Origin of the sequence: Pandoraea sp. CB10b_02 (genome assembly GCF_002216225.1) — a bacterium.
Classification (GTDB): Bacteria; Pseudomonadota; Gammaproteobacteria; order Burkholderiales; family Burkholderiaceae; genus Pandoraea; species Pandoraea nosoerga.
The window spans coordinates 1-16,562 of record NZ_NJGW02000039.1 but is presented as its reverse complement, the minus strand read 5'-3'; the positions used below and the strand labels follow the sequence as shown (position 1 = coordinate 16,562).

Genomic DNA, 16,562 nt, shown 5'->3' with positions numbered 1-16,562 from the left:
CGCGCTTCGCGGCTCAGCGATCTCATGTCGGTTGCTTGCATGAATCCGAGTTGAGGGTGGTGCAGAAAATTTCAAGTGCGCAAGGGCCGGATCAATAAGACCTTCTTGGTACCGCGCGCAGCCAAGCGGAGACAGAGCATGCTCAGAGTGTTGATTGGCCTTGGATTGCCGTATCTCGGCGTTGTCGGACTGCTGCCCTGGGCGGCCTCCGTCGATCGGTACGTGTTGGGCGTGCCGTTCATTTACGGCTGGATTTTTCTTTGGTTCGTGCTGACGTCCGGCTGCTTGTGGCTGTGCTGGACGCTCTTTGACCGTCACGCCGCCGAAGACCCGGCGTGAGGCCCGGTGCAGGCCGCGCCTCGTTCGCGACAAGCGCGCGATTTGCCGCCTGCACCCGCGCACGCGAACGCCCTTCGGCGGGCTGCGCGCCGATCGCTCGGGCCGCGCCTCTCGCCTACTAACGTCTCACCCGCGGCCTCACCCGCGAATCTCCGGAGATTGCGTCGATGGCAACCCTCATCTTTGCCGGCTTCATCCTGTTGTCGGTCTATCTCGCGCTGCGAGCGCGCGGCGGGCGCGGTCCGCAAAGCGTGCACGATTTTTTCGTCGCCTCGCGTCAGTTCGGCGCCTGGCTCGTGTTCTTCCTCGCCGCCGGCGAGATCTACAGCATTGGCACGATGGTCGGCTTTCCCGGCGGCATCTACGCCAAGGGGCCGACTTACGGCGTGTGGTTTCTCGGCTACATCCTGCTTGCCTATCCCGTCGGTTACTTCCTGGGGCCGCGGATCTGGGAGGCTGGCAAGACGTACAACGCCATCACGCTGCCCGACCTGTTCAAGGGACACTTCCGAAATCGCTTCCTCGAACTCGTCGTGGCGATAACGGCGATCATCTTTCTGCTGCCGTGGGGGCAGTTGCAGTTCACCGGTCTGGTGGCGGCGCTCAAGGGGCTCGGGTGGAACTTCCAGCCGCTGTGGCTCATTTGTTTTTCCGCGTTGCTGGCGTTCGTCTACATCGCCATTGCGGGCGTGCGCGCGTCGGCCTACATCGCCGTGCTCAAGGACGTGCTGATGGTCGCGGCCATCGTCGTCACGGGCGTGGCCGTGGCATGGGAGGCGGGCGTGACGCCGGTGTTCCAGGCGGCCAGCCAGCATGTGAGCAATGCCATGAACACGCAGCAACTGACGTTCGCGATGACGACCATCGTGTTTCAGTCGCTTGGCATGTACGTGATGCCGTTCGGTGTGCAGAACTTCTTTACCGCAAAGAGCGCGGCGACGATCCGGCGCACGCAGGTGGCCATGCCGCTCTACATGCTCATGTACCCGTTCCTCGTGCTCGCTTCGTATTACGCGATCAGCCGCAACATCACGCTGGCATCGCCGAACGAAGCGTTCTTCGCCGCTGTCACGCAACTGTTGCCGCCGTGGCTGGTCGGGCTGGTGGCGGCCGGCGCGGCGCTCTCGGGCCTGCTCGTACTCGCCGGCATCTGCCTGGCGCTCGGGCCGATCGTCACGCGCAACATTCTGTCGGGCATGCCCGAGCATCGCCAGAAGGCCAGTTCCAAGGTCGTGATCGTGCTGTACCTGCTGGGCTCCATCGTGCTCACGCTGCTCACGCCGAACCTCATGCTCACGCTCATCAACATGGCTTATTACGGCGTGACGCAGTTCCTGCCGGGCGTCATTGCCGTGGTGTTCCGCCTGCGCGTGCGCGCGTCGGCGGTGGCCGCCGGCGTGCTCGCCGGCCAGGGGCTGGCGCTCGTGCTGTACTACCGCAACCCGGACCTCGGCGGCGTGAACCTCGGGCTGATCTGTCTCGTGGTCAACGTCGCGGTGATGTCGATGCTCAACCTGCTGCTCGGCGGCCGTCCCGCACACACGATGGACGCCGGCGTGGGCGCGCTTTCCACCTACAAGAAGTGACGATGACAGACAGAGACAGCAAGACCGAAGTACCGGGCGACGTTCGCGTCTATGTCGCCCGCAAGATCCTCACGATGAACCCCGCGCAGCCGGTAGCCACGCACGTGGCGGTGCGCGACGGCCGTATCCTCGCGGTTGGCGGCGCGAACGACATGCGCGCGTGGACCCGCGTCGCGCCGGACGAGACGTTGCGCGACAAGGTGCTGATGCCCGGCCTCGTGGAAGGGCATTGCCACTTGATGGAAGGGGCCATGTGGGACGCCGTGTACGTCGGCTACTACGACCGGCGCGGCCCCGACGGACGCCTGTGGGAAGGGCTCAAGACGCCCGCCGCGGTACTCGAGCGGCTGCGCGAGGCGCAGCGCGCAATGACCGACGACCACAAGCCGCTGCTCGCCTGGGGTTACGACCCGATCTTCTTCGAGAGCGCGCCGCTGGTCGCGCGCGACATCGACGCCGTGTCGATCACGCGCCCCATCGCGATTCTGCACGCCAGCGTGCATCTGATGAACGTGAATACCGCGATGCTGGCACTCGCGGGCATCGATGGCGATACCGATGTCGAAGGCATCGTGCTCGGGGAGGACGGCGAGCCCACCGGCGAGCTGCAGGAGTTCGCGGCGATGTTCCCGGTATACCGCGTGATCGGCGAAGGGCTGTCGATCGCCGCGAGCGAGAGCGTGCGCGCGATCTGGAATTTCGGGCGCGTCGCGCAGTTGGCCGGCGTGACGACGGCCACCGATCTGGTCAACGACCTGACGCCGAGCGGCAACGCCAATCTTCACGAGGCCACGGGCCACCCCGACTATCCGATTCGCATCGTGCCGGCGTTTGCGCCGCAGCGTTGCCCGCAAGGCGGGCCGCAGCGCGTGCTCGGCGCGCGCGAAGGCAACACCGACAAGCTGCACTACGGCCCCGTGAAGTTCATCGTCGACGGCTCCATTCAGGGCTTTACGGCACGTCTGCGCTGGCCGGGATATTTCAACGGCAAGCCGAACGGCCTGTGGTTGATTCCCCCGGCGCAACTGGTCGAAACGTTCCTGCCGTTTCATGCGGCCGGGCTGCAGATGCACATCCACACGAACGGCGACGAAGCGACCGAGGTCGTGCTCGACGCCATCGAGAAGCTGCTCGAGCGGCATCCGCGCGTGGACCACCGGCATACGCTGCAGCACTGCCAGATGGCCGACGCGGCGCAACTGACCCGGGCGAAGCGCCTGGGCATGTGCGTCAACTTCTTCGCGAACCACGTCTACTACTGGGGCGACGCGCACTACTCGCAGACGATGGGGCCGGACCGGGCAAACCGCATGGACCCGGCCGAGCTCGCACGGCGGATCGGCCTGCCGTTCGCGCTGCACTCGGACGCCCCGATCACGCAGCTCAATCCGCTGTTTACCGCCTGGTGCGCGGCGAAGCGCCAGACGTCGTCGGGCCGCATTCTCGGTGAGTCGCTACAGCTCCCGATCGCCGACGCCCTGCACGCAATCACGCTGGGCGCCGCCTTCACGCTGGGCATGGAGCACCTGATCGGCAGTGTGGAAGTGGGCAAGTACGCCGACTTTGCCGTGTTCGACGAGGACCCGTCGGCCGTCCCGCTCGACCGCCTGCGGGCGCTGCCGGTGTGGGGCACCGTGTTGGGCGGCAAGCTGTTTCGCTCGCCGGCCTGACGCCGTGGACGCCACGGCGGCGGCGCGCCCGCCGATTCCCATGATCGTGCTCGGCGGCTATCTCGGCGCCGGCAAGACAACCATCGTCAACGCCCTGCTGCGCGGTGCGCACGGCATGCGAGTGACCGTGCTCGTCAACGATTTCGGCGCGCTCAACGTCGATGAAGCGCTCATCCGCGAGCGCAGCGACGACGTGATTGGGTTGGAGAACGGCTGCGTGTGCTGCACCATCGGCGGCCGGCTCGTCGAGACGCTGATCGCGCTCGGCGAGCGCGAGCATCGACCGGATCTACTCGTGATCGAGGCAAGCGGCGTGTCCGATCCCCTGAGGATCGCGCAGGTCGGGTTGCTCGACCGGGCGTTTCGCCTGCATGGCATCGTCGTGGCCGTCGATGCGAGCAGCATCGCGCAAACGCTCGAAGATCGCTATGTTGGCGATATCGTGCGCAGGCAGCTCGCGGCGGCGAGCACGCTGGTCATCACCAAAGCCGATCTTGTCGCGCCGCAGGCGCTGCAAGCGGTACATGCCCGGTTGCGCGCGCTGGAGACGACGCGAATCGTCGTCACCGCTGACCATGGTGCGGTGCCGCCGGCCATTCTCTTTCCCGACGAAGCGATCGCGCTGCCCGGGCTGCTGAGTCCACGGCCGTTGCGCGCCGCGGCCGGCGCTTTACCGGCAGGACTGCGCAGCTTCGATTGGCAGACGACGCGTGCGCTCGACCGCGCACGTCTGAAGGCGGCGCTCGCGCTGTTGCCCGACAAACTCCTCCGGGCCAAGGGCTTTGCCGTGACCGCCGACGGCAGCGCGGTCGAGGTTCACGTCGCCGGCAAGCGCGTCGCATTCACGCGACACCCCGGTCTGGCGCGGCAAGGGACAACGCTCGTCTTCATCGGCATGCTCTCGGACGCGGATATCGCAAGCCTGACGGGCGCCCTGCAAGACGCCATCGTCTGACCGGGGCCGTCCGCTTCGGCGGCCGGTGACGTTGATCGCCGGCGACGTCGATCGCTTTCCCTGCACAGCACCGCAAAAAAAAGCGACGGCATGGCGCCGTCGCTTTTGCTTCTCTATCTGCCTCGCGGGATTTCGCAGGCGGCCCCGCCGGCGGTCCTGGCGGGCCCCGGCGTGGGTCAGAGGTCGAACGTGAGAGGTCGAACGTCAGAGGTCGAACGTCAGAGGTCGAACTCCGGATCGGGCGCGCGCAGCTTGCGCCAGATGGAGCGAACGGTGAACGCCACGAGCAGGACCGTCAGGCTGACGACGCCGAGTGCCAGTGGCGTGCGCTGATCCGGAATGAACGCCATCGCGCCGACGATGGAGAGCATGCCGACGATCGCCACCCAGGTGAGGTACGGGAAGCCCCACATGCGCACCTTCAGCTTGCCCGGCGCCTCGCGTTCCAGCCGCTTGCGCAGCTTCAGTTGCGAGAATGCGATGAGCACGTACACGAAGATCGCGACGGTGCCGTAGGAGTTCACGAGGAATGCGAATACCGTGTCGGGCGAAACGTAGGACATCACCACCGCGACGTAGCCGAATAGCGTACCTACCAGAATCGCCCGCACTGGCACGCCGCGCGAATTCAGCTTCGCCAGCGAACGCGGCGCGTCGCCGCGGCGTGTCAGCGCGAACAGCATCCGCGACGACGCATACAGGCCCGAGTTCAGCGCCGAGAGCACGGCGGTCAGCACCACGGCGTTCATGATGTGGGCGGCGGCGGGAATGCGCATCGCTTCGAGCGCGCTCACGTATGGCGTGGCCATCCCGGCGGAATTCCAGGGCACGAGCATCACCACGAGCAGGATCGAGCCGATGTAGAAGAACAGCACGCGGCCGATCACCGAGTTCGTGGCGCGCGCCACGGCCTGTTGGGGCTCGGCCGCCTCGGCCGCTGCAATCGTGACGATCTCCGCCCCGAAGTAAAAGCCCGTTGCGGCGACCGCCCCTGCCATCACGGGACCGATGCCGTTGGGCATGAAGCCGCCGTGCGAGAGCAGGTGCCCGGTGCTCGCGACCGCGCCGGGCCACATGCCGACAACGAACAGTGCGCCGAGGAACAGGAACACGATGATGGCGGCCACCTTGATCGAGGCGAACCAGAACTCGAACTCGCCATAGGACGCTACCGACACGAGGTTGGTCAGCGTGAGCACGACCAGCAGCGTGAGGCTGATGGCCCATGCGGGAATGTCGGGCAGCCAGAACTGGATCAGGTTGGCGCCCGCCACCGCTTCGACAGCGACCACGATCACCCAGAAGTACCAGTACATCCATCCCGTCAGAAAGCCGGTCAGCTCGCCGCCGACGGGCTTGTCGTTCCAGGCCAGGCGAGCATATTCGTAGAACGAGCCCACGGCGGGCAGCGCGCAGGCCATCTCGCCGAGCATGCGCATCACCAGCACGACGAGCGCGCCCGTGATCAGAAACGACAGCACCGCGGCGGGGCCGGCCGCGTGTACCACCACGCCGCTGCCGACGAACAGACCGGCGCCGATCACGCCGCCCAGCGCGATCATGCTCATGTGCCGTTGCTTCAGGCTCGATTGCAAACGCGTATTGTCACGATTGGCCATGGCGACCTCCCATGACGTGGCGCGCGGCGCGGCAGAGAATGTCGGGGGATTGGGGGATACGGAAAAACCGGGGGGAACGGAAAAAATGAGCGACGCCACGCCGCCCGTGCAATGTCTCGACTGCCACACAACCTCCTGAATGCCTTGTTTGACGCAGGTGCGGCCGGGGGAACCGCCCTGCGTCTCTTGTGATGACCAACGGACCGCCTGTGTCTTGCCTTGCCTCGTCAAACCTTGCCCTTCCACGGCACCAGCACGCGCTCGAGATAGCGCATGATCAGATCGAAGCCGAAGGCGAAGAAGCCGATCACGATGATCCCCATGATCACGATGTCCGACGCGAGAAACTCCGCCGCGTTGAGCACCATGAAACCGAGACCGCTCGATGCCGCCACCATTTCGGCGGCCACCAGCGTGGTCCAGCCCACGCCGATCCCGATACGCATGCCCGTGAAGATCTCCGGCAGCGCCGATTTCACGATCACGTGCATGACGATCTGACGCGGCGATGCCCCCATCGAATACGCCGCGTGAATCTGTTCCATCGAGACCGAACGCACCCCGGCGCGAGCCGCGATGGCCAGCGGCGCGAAAATGGCCAGATAGATGAGGAACACTTTCGAGAACTCGCCGATGCCGAACCAGATGATCACGAGCGGCAGGTACGCCAGCGGCGGCAGCGGACGGTAGAACTCGATGGGCGGGTCGAACACGCCGCGCGCAATGCGCGACACACCCATCAGGATGCCCACGGGAATCGCCGTGACGCAGGCGAGCGCGAAGGCGCCGAATACGCGGTAGAGGCTCGCGAGCGTGTGCTGCCACAGCGTCGAGCCGGCGAAGCCTTCCGTCGAGACCTGGACGAATTTCTCCACGATGGCGCGCGGTCCCGGCAGGAAGAGCGGCTTGATGAGCCCGGACGAGGTGATCGCCACCCACAACAGCAGCAACGCGACGACGGTGACGATGCTGATGGCGAGGCTCGGGCCCTGGCCCGGTGCGCCGAACGATTCGCCCGCCTTGACCGGGCGTGGTGCGAACATGCGCGCGAAGACGCCGCGCTGACGCGCGGGACGCGCACGTGTAGTGGCTGACATGGGCGGCTGGCCGGCGGCGCCGGTCGGCGACGCATGCGAGGTGGCGACAGGTTTGGTCATCATGATGGCTACGTCTCCTGCGGGTAAGTCAGGCGGCGACCGCACCAGCGGCCGGCGCTGTCGCCTGGCCGGCGCGCTCGTCGCCGTAGATGATGCTGAGCACGGTTTCGCGCATCGCGATGAAATCGGGGCTCGACTTGATGGCGCGCGCGTCGCGGCACTCGAGATAGCGCTTGTTGAAGTCGAGTTCGTAGGTGTGCGTGATGCGCCCCGGGCGCGGAGACATCACGATCAGACGGCTCGCGAGGAAGAGTGCCTCCTCCACGCTGTGCGTGATGAAGAAAATCATCTTGCCGGTCTCGCGCCACACGTCGAGCAGCAATTCCTGGATGGTCTCGCGCGTGAGCGCGGCGAGCGCGGCCATCGGCTCGTCCATGAGCAGCATCGACGGGTTGCACGTGAGCGCCCGCGCGATCCCGACGCGCTGCTGCATGCCGCCCGAGAGCTGATAGATCATGTGATTGTGGAAGTCCTGCAGGCCGACGAGGGCGAGGTTGCGCGCGGCGCGGGCGCGTCGCTCGGTCTTCGGCACGCCTTGCAGCTTGAGACCGAATTCGGTGTTCTCCATCACATTGAGCCAGGGCAGCAGTGCGTGCTTCTGGAACACCACGCCGCGATCGGCGCCCGGGCCTTCGATGGGGGCGTCCCCCAGGAGCAGTTCGCCGGACGTGGGGGCGATGAAGCCGGCCATCAGACTGAGCAGCGTGGTCTTGCCGCAGCCCGAGGCGCCGAGCGCCACCACGAAGTCCCCGGGCGCGATGGTCAGATCGACGTGCGCGAGCGCCTGCACCTGCTCGCCGGGACGCCGGCCGGGATATACGACGCTGACGTCGTTGACGATGAGTTGTTCCATGAAGCCCTTCTCCTGTCGATCCTGCGATCGGGGAGGGCTGCCGCGCCGGCGAATACGCTCCGGCGTAGCGGCCCCGGCACGGCTTACTTCAGTTTCAGTGCGGCGTCGACGTAGCGCGAGGTCACGTATGGCGTGTAATCGGCCTTGACGGCGTTGATTTTCTGCTGGCCCTTGAGGAACTCGGCCGTGTCCTTGAGCGCCTTGGCCGCGCGGCTGTCCTTGCCGCCCCCGAGCCATTCGGCCGACGCCTGTTGCTGCGCCGACGGATAGGCGTACAGCGAGAGTGCGCCGGGGACGTCCTCCGGCTTGCCGCCGATCATCTTCACGATGGCCTTGACCTGCGGCGACGCCGCGGTCCAGGCGGCCTGGTTCTGACGGTAGGCGGCGTCGGCGTCCGCAATCACCTTGACGAACTTCGCCATGAACTCGGCGTTCGCCTCGCCCCATTTGCGATCGACCGCGATGCCGTCAAATGTCGGCTTGCCCTGTTTCGACAGTTCTCCCGAGGTGATCAGCACATGGCCGCTCTGCTTGATCTGGGCGAGCGCCGGATCCCATACATAGGCCGCATCGATGTCGCCGCGCTCCCATGCCGCCACGATCTGGTTCGGCTGCATGTTGAGCACCGTGACCTCGTTCGGCTTGATGCCCCACTGCTGCAGCGCGAACATCGTGTGGTAGTGCGTGGTGGAGACGAACGGCACGCCGATCTTCTTGCCCTTGAGGTCGGCCGGCCCCTTGATGTTCGATGCGTTGCGCACGACCATCGCCTCGGCCTTGTTGATGTCGTCGAGAATCCAGAACAGCTGCAGGTCAAGCCCTTGCGAGACGGCCGCCGCCATCGGGCTCGAGCCCAGCACGCCGATCTTGATGTCGCCCGACGCGAGCGCCGTGGCCACCTTTGCCCCCGACTCGAACTGGCGCCAGTGGATCTTGTAGCCGGTCGCCTTTTCGAATTCACCGCTCGCGATGGACACCAGCCACGGGTCGACGATCTGCTGGTACGCGATCGTCACCTCCTTTTCCTGCGCCCGGGCCGGCGCAGGCAGCATCAACGCCGAGGCGAGGGCCACGGGCAGCGCCGCTGCCGCCAGCGCCGTGGCGGCGAACACCCGTCGCAGCCGGTTCGGAATTGCATTCATGGTTCACCTCTAATCGGTAAGTTGTCGGTGGAACGCGAGGGTTTGACGCACCAGGGGTTACGAATCGGCGCCAAGTGATTGCATCATTGCCGCGCGTCTTTTTGTTCGTTAGAGCCAGTTGGCCGCATTTGATGATGCCAACTGGTCCAGATTCCCCGGAATGGCCTTGCAAACCGCATGAATGCTCGATTCGGCCCTGGATTTCCACGACTGCGGATAAACCCGAATTCGGAATTAACGTCACCGTCTGATGAGTAATAATTGACGTTCTGGAAGTGACAAGACGAGGGGACGCAATGTCGAGCCGGATTTCTGCGGCGATGTGGAACCAGTTGTTTCTGATGTCGGCGCGCGCGGGCATGGGATTGCAGAGCCAGATTCGCCAGATGCTCGTCTCGGCGATCCTGGACGAGCGTCTCATGCGCGGCGCGGCGGTGCCGTCGTCGCGCGAGTTGGCCGAAGGGCTGGGCGTGGCGCGCAACACGGTGGTGCTGGCCTACCAGCAACTGGTCGACGAGGGTTACCTGATCGCGCGCGAGCGGCGCGGGTATTTCGTGAATGGCGACATTCTGGCGCCTCGCGTGGGCACGCAGAACACGTCCGCGTCAGCGCCCGGCGCCATGCCCCCGCTCGATCCGCTCACGCCGGACTGGGAGGGCCGCTACGTGGTGCGGCCGTCCGCGCAGCGCAACATCGTCAAGCCGATCGACTGGCAGCAGTACCAGTACCCGTTCATCTACGGGCAGTTCGACCCGACCATGTTCCCCACCGCGGACTGGCGCGAATGCTGCCACAAGGCGCTTACCGTCATGGAGATTCGCGACTGGGCGCCGGACATGATCGCGCGCGACGACGAGACGCTGATCCAGCAGATCCGCACGCGCGTACTGCCGCGCCGCGGCGTGTGGGCCGACGCCGATGAGATCGTGCTCACCAACGGCGCGCAGCAGGCGCTCTATCTGCTCGCCGATCTGCTCGTCGGGGCGCACACGACCGTCGGTATCGAGGACCCCGGCTATCCCGACGCGCGCAATATTTTCGCAATGCGCACGCCGAAGCTGATCGGCCTGCCCGTGGACGAGCATGGCGTGCCGGTCGACGAGCGTCTGTCGCAGTGCGACTACGTGTACGTGACGCCGTCGCACCAGTGCCCGACCACGACCACCATGCCGCTCGCGCATCGCGAGGCGTTGCTGCGCCGTGCCGAGACCGACGACTTCGTGCTGATCGAGGACGACTACGAGAGCGAGAACAGCTATTCCGACATTCCGATCCCGGCGCTCAAGAGCCTGGATCGCAGCGATCGCGTCATCTACATCGGCAGCCTGTCGAAGTCGTTCGCGCCGGGCCTGCGGCTGGGCTACATCGTCGCGCCGGCCGCGCTCGTGGCGGAATTGCGGGCGTTGCGCCGGCTGATGATCCGGCACCCGTCGGCGTTCATCCAGCGTTCGTTCTCGATGTTCCTGGCGCTGGGGCATCACGACGCGCTGCTGCGCCGTCTGGCGGACACCTATGCGAGACGCGCGGAGGTACTGAGCGAGGCGCTTGCGGCGCACCTGCCCGAAGTGTCGTTCGTGCATGTGAAAGGCGGCGCGTCGTGCTGGGTGCGCGGCCCGCAGGCGCTCAACGCCAACGTGCTGGCGGCGCGCGCGAAGTCGCGCGGCATTCTGATCGAGCCGGGCGACGTGTTCTTCATGGGCGACGCCCCCCCGCGCAACATGTTCCGGCTCGGCTTTTCCTCGATACGGCTCGAGCATATCGAGGCGGGCGTCATTGCGCTCGCCGACGTGTTGCGCGAGACATTGGCGGAGGCGGGGCGCCCGGCGTCGTGAGTGCCGCCGGCCCCCGGGCGAGCGTACCTCAGGGCATGCCGTTGCGGCCGAACCGACGGAAGCCTTCGCGCGCGCAAAGACGCTCGTAGTACGACGACACGCCTTCCATGCGCGGGTGGTCGATCGGCGTGCTGAACCAGCGATGCACGGACAGACCGATAGGGATGTCCGCCAGCGTGAACGCCTCGCCGCTGACGAAGGCCTGCGTCGCCTGCAGTTGCGCGTCGAGCACGCGCATGAGGGCCGTCCAGCCGGCGATATCGGCGGCAAGCGTGCCGGCGTCGTCGTAGCCGGGCATACGCCGCACCAGGGACTTGAACGGATAGCGCCACGCCGCGTTCAGATCGGACGCCTGCCAATCGATCCATTGGTCGACTCGCGCACGTTCGCGCGGCGCGCCCGGGTAGAGGTCCGTGCGCTCGCGCGACGCGGCGAGATAACGCAGGATGCTGTTCGATTCCCACATGACGAAACCGTCATCGTCGATCACCGGCACCATCCTGTTGGGATTGAGCGCGGTGAAGGCGGGGGCGTCGAGCCTGCGTGAGGCATCGCCATCCCCCCACGGCTCGTTGTCGAACGCAATGCCGAGTTCGTGACAGAGCCACAGCACCTTGCGCACGTTGATGGAATTGGGCCGGCCGAGAATGCGGAGCATGCGAAACCTCGAAAGGTAGGTCGATGAGCTCGATTCTAGGGGCCGGGCGCGGGCGGCAACAGATACAGATTCGAGGCTTGCGGGCGGAACAGGGCAAACACGCGCGCGCGGGGATACGTCCTGTCGCCGCGATTGGCCTGCCGATCGGCGGCTCGCCCGCGGCGGCGCCTTGCCGGACCGGACGCAAAAGCCGGGGGGCGCCACGCCGTGCCTGTGGGGGCAGGGGAGCGCGAAGCCTTCAGGCGGCGCCGAATTCCATCGGGAAATCAAGCGCAAAATCAAGGATCTCGTGTCGTTGGGAGCACGAAGGAAAGGGTTTGGAAAACTGGTAATCTCTTCGTTTTTTCAGCCCCGCGCAGTCGATGATTCGTCACCACGGCATGGACAGGTTGGCCCGCGTCTGCACCTGTCTGTCGGCAAGCCTGATTACCGTTCTCCTCACCACCGGTGCGGTGTATGCCGGCGCATGCCGACCCGCCGGCGCCGCCGACACCGGCGCGAAGCGCCCCTCGATCGGCCTCGTGCTGTCCGGCGGCGGAGCGCGCGGGTATGCCCACCTCGGCGTGCTCCAGGTGCTGGAGGAAAACCGTATCCCTGTCGACTGCATCGCCGCGGCCAGCATGGGCGCCATCGTTGGGGGGCTTTACGCGAGCGGCATGAGCGCTGGCGACATGCGCCACCGGCTCGAGAACATCAATCTGGCCGACATCGCGTTCGATATCGTGGAGCGCAGTGATCTGCCGCAGTCCGAGCGCGAGGACCAGCGCTATTACGTCAACAGCTTCTCGCTCGGCTTCGGCAACAACGGCTTTCAACTGCCGGCCGGCCTCGTGCAGGGCAATCGTCTGCAGGCGCTGCTGCAGGACTGGACGGCCCGGTTTGCCGGCAGGGTGAAGTTCGACAGCCTGCCGGTTCCGTTTCGCGCCATCGCCACGGACCTGCGCACCGGCGAGATGGTCGTGCTCGATCACGGTTCGCTCTCGCAGGCGATTCGGGCGAGCATGGCGCTGCCCGGACTATTCTCGCCAGCCGAGGTCGATGGGCGCACGCTGGTCGACGGCGGCATCGTCAGCAATCTGCCCGTCGAGACGGCGCGTGAGATGGGCGCCGATATCATCATCGCCGTCGACATCGGTTCCCGGCTGCGTCCGCTCGACGCGCTGGCCTCGCCCGCCGACGTGATGCAGCAGATGATCGGCATTCTGATCCGGCAGAACGTGGCCCGCCAGCGCGACAAGCTCAATGCCGGCGACGTGCTGATCCAGCCCGATCTCGGCAATCTGACGTTCGCGGACTTCCAGGACGCGGGGCGCGCGATCGACGCAGGCGTGGCCGCCACGCGAGCCGCGCTGCCCCAGTTGCGGCACCTCGCGGTGTCCCCGGCCGACTACGCCGCGTGGCGCGAAGCGCACGAGGCTCGCCGGTCGCCGGGCCTGCCGGCGCCGCGCATTGCGAAGGTCGAGATTCGCTCGCGGGGCGTGGTCTCGCCGGAGAAGATCAGACGCGCCGTGCACGTAAAGGAGGGCGACGTCTACGATCCCTCGCAAATCAACAAGGACCTGATCGCGCTGTCCAATCAGGGCGATTTCGAGAGCGTTACGCAGCAGCTCGTGGATGAGAACGGGCAGAACACGCTCGTCATCGATGCGCAGGAAAAGCGCTGGGGGCCGAACTTCCTGCTGTTCGGGCTCGGGCTGTCGGCGACGAGCAAGGAGGAAGGCAACTTCCGGATGCACGTCGGCTATCGCCGTCCGTGGCTCACGCAGAACGGGCTCGAAGCGCGCGTCGACAGCACCATCGGCAGCGATCTGCTCAATCTGCACATGGAGTTGCGCCAACCGGTGCTCAACGCGTGGGGCGCGTATGTCGCGCCATATGTCGAGGTGCAGCGGCGCCACGCCAACGTCTACGACGATTCGGGCGACGTGCGAGTCACGCGATATCGGATCACCTCCGAGCGGGCCGGCGTCGATTTCGGCATTCCGCTCTCGCACTACGGCGAGTTCCGCCTCGGCGTCGCCTACACGCATGCGAACGCCACGCCGCAGTTCAACTTGCCGATCACGGACGACAACGACGTGCCGCGCGGTCTGCTGTTCCCGGACATCTACGGCCGCCAGCTCAGCGCCCGCGCACGGCTGCTCATCGATCAGCTGGACGACCCGCAATTTCCGCGCCGCGGCTATTTCCTCGAGATGCGCGCCGAGCAGTCGCTGGTGTCCGCCGACCAGAAGACGACCGAGGTCTACGGCAAGGCGCTCGGTGCGGCGAGCTTCGGCCGGCACACGATCAGCGCGAGCCTCGAGGCCGGCAACACCTTCGGCGGCCCGAACCTCGCCAATCCGCTCGGCTTCACACTGGGCGGCTTCCAGCATCTGTCTGCCTACGCGGCCGATCAACTCTCGGGGGCGTCCATGCTGTACGGGCAGGTGACCTACATGAACCAGATCGCCACCTTCACCGCCTCGCCGATCCGGCGCCTGTTCGTTGGGATGAGTCTCGAAGCGGGCAACGTGTGGGACTTCGGCACGGGCTTCGGCCGCGGCTCGCTCAAGCGCAGCGCGACGCTCTTTACGGCGCTCACCACGGCCTTCGGGCCAATCTATCTGGGCGTCGCGCTCGCGCCTGGCGGGCGCAACAATCTCTACTTCCAGCTGGGTCGGACATATTGACGCGCAATGCCGGACGACGTGCCGGCTCAGACCTGGCCCGCCGGCCAGCTCATCTCGAAGCGTGCTCCGCCAAGGACGAGCGGGTCGGTCGCCACGATGCGGCCATTGTGCGCCTGGAGGACCTGCTGCGTGATGGCGAGGCCCAGCCCGTGGCCGCCCACGCGCCGGTCGAGACGGACGAACGCGTCGAAGATGCGCTTGCGCTCGCTTTCGGGAACGCCCGGACCGTCGTCCTCGACGTACACCTCGACGTTGCCGTGCTGCAAACGCATGCCGACATTGATACGCGAGCGCGAGTGCCGGGCCGCGTTGCGCACGAGGTTGCGCAGCGCGAACGACATCAGGCGCTTGTCCATCGCGACGAGCACCGAGGGCTCGAGCGTTTCGGCCAGCGTGATTTCCCTGTCCGCGTATAGCAGCGTGGCGTCGAGCACCTGCTGCGAGAACCAGTTCGCCACCGACGTTTTCTCGATGTTCGACTGGAGGGAGCTGTATTCCAGGCGTGCATACGTCAGGCTCATGTCGATCAGTTCGTCGAGCTCGGTAACGTCCTGATCGATGCCGGCGAGCGCCTGCTGTTGCGCATCGGCCGACGACGTGGGGTCGCGCAGAATCTCCAGCGCGAAGCGCAGCCGGGCGAGCGGCGTGCGCAGCTCGTGAGAAATGCCGTTGGTCAGGTCGCGCTGGGTGGCGATGAGCTTTTCCATGCGAATCGCCAGCGCGTTCAGCGTGCGGGCAAGCGGGCCGATGATGACGCTGTGCGACTCGCGCGCGCGTGTGTGAAAGCGTCCGCCGCTGAAGTCGATGGCACGCTCGCGCACCATGACGAGGTCGACCCACACGGGGCGCATCCAGCGATAGGCGACGATCGCCGGCAGGATCAGCGTGGCGGCGACGCCCGGCAGCAGGAACCGCGCGGAGAGCAGAAAATCGCGCGACACGGCGCCCGCCGGCGCGGCGAAGAGCATTGCGGCGGGCACGATCCAGATGGACAGACAGAGCAGCAGCATGCCGGTGTAGGTGCGCACGTACAGACGCGACCAGCTCGGGCGCCGGTCGGCGCGCGTGTCCGTCCAGGAGCGCCGAAAGCGCAGCCAGCGCAATCGATAGTGGCGATAGGGCCGAAACTTGGTCGATGGCATGCGTTGTCCCGATCCCGGCGCTCAGTCCCAGCCCGATTTGTTGAGCTGATAGCCCTTTCCGCGCACGGTAAGGATGCGATGGGGCGCCGCCGTGTCGTCGTTGAGCTTGCGCCGCAGCTTGTAGATGCCGGCGTCGATCGAGCGGTCCAGCCCGTCGAACTCGAAGCCGCGCAACTCCTTGAGTAGTTCGTCGCGGGTGACGACCTTGCCGGCCGAGCGCGCCAGCGCCCATAACAAGTCGAATTCGGCCGACGTCAGGTCCGGCGTGCGGCCGTTGGGCAGCGTGACGGTGCGGCTTTCCCGATCGATGGTGAATTTGCCGAGGGTGATGGCGTCGGGCTGCGCGACGGGCGAGTGCCGCTGCACGGTGCGGCGCAACTGCGCCTTGATGTGCGCGAGCAGCACGCGCGGTTGCACGGGTTTGTGTACGTAGTCGTCCGCGCCCAGTTCCAGACCGAGCACTTCGTCGAACTCCTCGTCGCGGGCGGTCACCATGATGACGATGCCGTCGTAATGCTGTCGGGCTTCGCGGCAGATCTGGAAGCCGTCCTTGCCGGGAAGGTTGACGTCGAGAATGACGAGGTCGGGGCGCCGGCTGACGATCGCCTGAACGGCGAGCGCACCGTCGAGTACCGTGTCGACCTGATAGTCGTGCTTACGCAGGTACTCGGCGACCAGCGCGGAGAGCCGGATATCGTCTTCGACAAGCAGGATCCGTGTGGGCATGGTGGTGATTTCGATTGTCCGGAAACGGGAAACGGCCGCGGCGCGTTCGCGAAGCTTGCGATGTCATGGTGGAGCCGGCGTCGAGGCCGGTGCGCGCGCACAGCGGTTTCCCGTGTTTTTGTGGATTCTATTGATCCGGCCCTTGCGCACTTGAAATTTTCTGCACCACCCTCAACTCGGATTCATGCAAGCAACCGACATGAGATCGCTG

13 protein-coding genes are annotated in these 16,562 nt (G+C 66.0%); 6 read left to right on the top strand and 7 right to left on the bottom strand.

Annotated elements, in window-relative coordinates:
• Positions 1 to 138 precede the first annotated feature (138 nt).
• The 4 genes from CDN36_RS22120 (at position 139) to CDN36_RS22105 (ending at position 4,550) form a co-directional block, all read left to right on the top strand.
• On the top strand, positions 139 to 339 hold the full coding sequence (locus CDN36_RS22120) for a DUF3311 domain-containing protein (protein ID WP_150553698.1): 201 nt from the start codon (positions 139 to 141) through the stop codon (positions 337 to 339).
• Positions 340 to 506: 167 nt separating this feature from the next.
• Positions 507 to 1,925: a sodium:solute symporter family protein gene (locus tag CDN36_RS22115; RefSeq protein ID WP_287497933.1), complete on the top strand. Its 1,419-nt coding sequence runs from the start codon at positions 507 to 509 to the stop codon at positions 1,923 to 1,925.
• A gap of 2 nt (positions 1,926 to 1,927) precedes the next feature.
• On the top strand, positions 1,928 to 3,595 hold the full coding sequence (locus CDN36_RS22110; protein ID WP_287497932.1) for an amidohydrolase: 1,668 nt from the start codon (positions 1,928 to 1,930) through the stop codon (positions 3,593 to 3,595).
• Positions 3,596 to 3,599: 4 nt separating this feature from the next.
• Positions 3,600 to 4,550 carry a CobW family GTP-binding protein gene (locus tag CDN36_RS22105; protein WP_287497931.1) on the top strand — a complete coding sequence of 317 codons (951 nt, stop codon included), beginning with the start codon at positions 3,600 to 3,602 and terminating at the stop codon, positions 4,548 to 4,550.
• A gap of 218 nt (positions 4,551 to 4,768) precedes the next feature.
• Here CDN36_RS22105 and CDN36_RS22100 read toward each other — a convergent pair whose 3' ends face one another.
• The 4 genes from CDN36_RS22100 to tauA all read right to left on the bottom strand — a co-directional run bounded on the left by CDN36_RS22100 (position 4,769) and on the right by tauA (position 9,321).
• Positions 4,769 to 6,169 (bottom strand): amino acid permease, encoded by a 1,401-nt coding sequence (locus CDN36_RS22100; RefSeq protein ID WP_287497930.1) that lies wholly within the window; start codon positions 6,167 to 6,169, stop codon positions 4,769 to 4,771.
• A 227-nt stretch (positions 6,170 to 6,396) separates the two neighbouring features.
• A complete protein-coding gene (locus CDN36_RS22095) occupies positions 6,397 to 7,326 on the bottom strand; it encodes an ABC transporter permease subunit (RefSeq protein ID WP_502920397.1) in 930 nt (309 codons plus the stop codon).
• Between the two features lie 28 nt (positions 7,327 to 7,354).
• On the bottom strand, positions 7,355 to 8,179 hold the full coding sequence (locus tag CDN36_RS22090) for a taurine ABC transporter ATP-binding protein (protein WP_287497929.1): 825 nt from the start codon (positions 8,177 to 8,179) through the stop codon (positions 7,355 to 7,357).
• 83 nt (positions 8,180 to 8,262) lie between these two features.
• Positions 8,263 to 9,321 carry a taurine ABC transporter substrate-binding protein gene (gene tauA, locus CDN36_RS22085; protein WP_287497928.1) on the bottom strand — a complete coding sequence of 353 codons (1,059 nt, stop codon included), beginning with the start codon at positions 9,319 to 9,321 and terminating at the stop codon, positions 8,263 to 8,265.
• A gap of 296 nt (positions 9,322 to 9,617) precedes the next feature.
• Between tauA and pdxR the strand changes: the two genes are divergently transcribed.
• A complete protein-coding gene (pdxR, locus tag CDN36_RS22080) occupies positions 9,618 to 11,153 on the top strand; it encodes a MocR-like pyridoxine biosynthesis transcription factor PdxR (RefSeq protein ID WP_287497927.1) in 1,536 nt (511 codons plus the stop codon).
• A gap of 28 nt (positions 11,154 to 11,181) precedes the next feature.
• Here pdxR and CDN36_RS22075 read toward each other — a convergent pair whose 3' ends face one another.
• Positions 11,182 to 11,811: a glutathione S-transferase family protein gene (locus tag CDN36_RS22075; RefSeq protein WP_287497926.1), complete on the bottom strand. Its 630-nt coding sequence runs from the start codon at positions 11,809 to 11,811 to the stop codon at positions 11,182 to 11,184.
• A 362-nt stretch (positions 11,812 to 12,173) separates the two neighbouring features.
• Here CDN36_RS22075 and CDN36_RS22070 point away from each other — a divergent pair, with 362 nt between their 5' ends.
• On the top strand, positions 12,174 to 14,483 hold the full coding sequence (locus tag CDN36_RS22070; RefSeq protein ID WP_287497925.1) for a patatin-like phospholipase family protein: 2,310 nt from the start codon (positions 12,174 to 12,176) through the stop codon (positions 14,481 to 14,483).
• Positions 14,484 to 14,509: 26 nt separating this feature from the next.
• On the opposite strand, the gene CDN36_RS22065 is transcribed toward CDN36_RS22070, so the two are convergent.
• Together CDN36_RS22065 and CDN36_RS22060 are read right to left on the bottom strand one after the other, a co-directional pair.
• A complete protein-coding gene (locus CDN36_RS22065) occupies positions 14,510 to 15,625 on the bottom strand; it encodes an ATP-binding protein (RefSeq protein ID WP_287497924.1) in 1,116 nt (371 codons plus the stop codon).
• 21 nt (positions 15,626 to 15,646) lie between these two features.
• Positions 15,647 to 16,351, bottom strand: coding sequence for a response regulator (locus CDN36_RS22060; RefSeq protein WP_150553688.1), 705 nt, complete (start codon positions 16,349 to 16,351; stop codon positions 15,647 to 15,649).
• Positions 16,352 to 16,562: the final 211 nt, after the last annotated feature.

Coding starts and splice junctions, on each gene's coding strand:
- CDN36_RS22100 (WP_287497930.1), bottom strand. CDS start 6,169: ATGGCCAATCGTGACAATACGCGTTTGCAATCGAGCCTGAAGCAACGG.
- CDN36_RS22120 (WP_150553698.1), top strand. CDS start 139: ATGCTCAGAGTGTTGATTGGCCTTGGATTGCCGTATCTCGGCGTTGTC.
- CDN36_RS22090 (WP_287497929.1), bottom strand. CDS start 8,179: ATGGAACAACTCATCGTCAACGACGTCAGCGTCGTATATCCCGGCCGG.
- CDN36_RS22070 (WP_287497925.1), top strand. CDS start 12,174: ATGATTCGTCACCACGGCATGGACAGGTTGGCCCGCGTCTGCACCTGT.
- CDN36_RS22065 (WP_287497924.1), bottom strand. CDS start 15,625: ATGCCATCGACCAAGTTTCGGCCCTATCGCCACTATCGATTGCGCTGG.
- CDN36_RS22095 (WP_502920397.1), bottom strand. CDS start 7,326: ATGACCAAACCTGTCGCCACCTCGCATGCGTCGCCGACCGGCGCCGCC.
- CDN36_RS22115 (WP_287497933.1), top strand. CDS start 507: ATGGCAACCCTCATCTTTGCCGGCTTCATCCTGTTGTCGGTCTATCTC.
- tauA (WP_287497928.1), bottom strand. CDS start 9,321: ATGAATGCAATTCCGAACCGGCTGCGACGGGTGTTCGCCGCCACGGCG.
- CDN36_RS22060 (WP_150553688.1), bottom strand. CDS start 16,351: ATGCCCACACGGATCCTGCTTGTCGAAGACGATATCCGGCTCTCCGCG.
- pdxR (WP_287497927.1), top strand. CDS start 9,618: ATGTCGAGCCGGATTTCTGCGGCGATGTGGAACCAGTTGTTTCTGATG.
- CDN36_RS22110 (WP_287497932.1), top strand. CDS start 1,928: ATGACAGACAGAGACAGCAAGACCGAAGTACCGGGCGACGTTCGCGTC.
- CDN36_RS22075 (WP_287497926.1), bottom strand. CDS start 11,811: ATGCTCCGCATTCTCGGCCGGCCCAATTCCATCAACGTGCGCAAGGTG.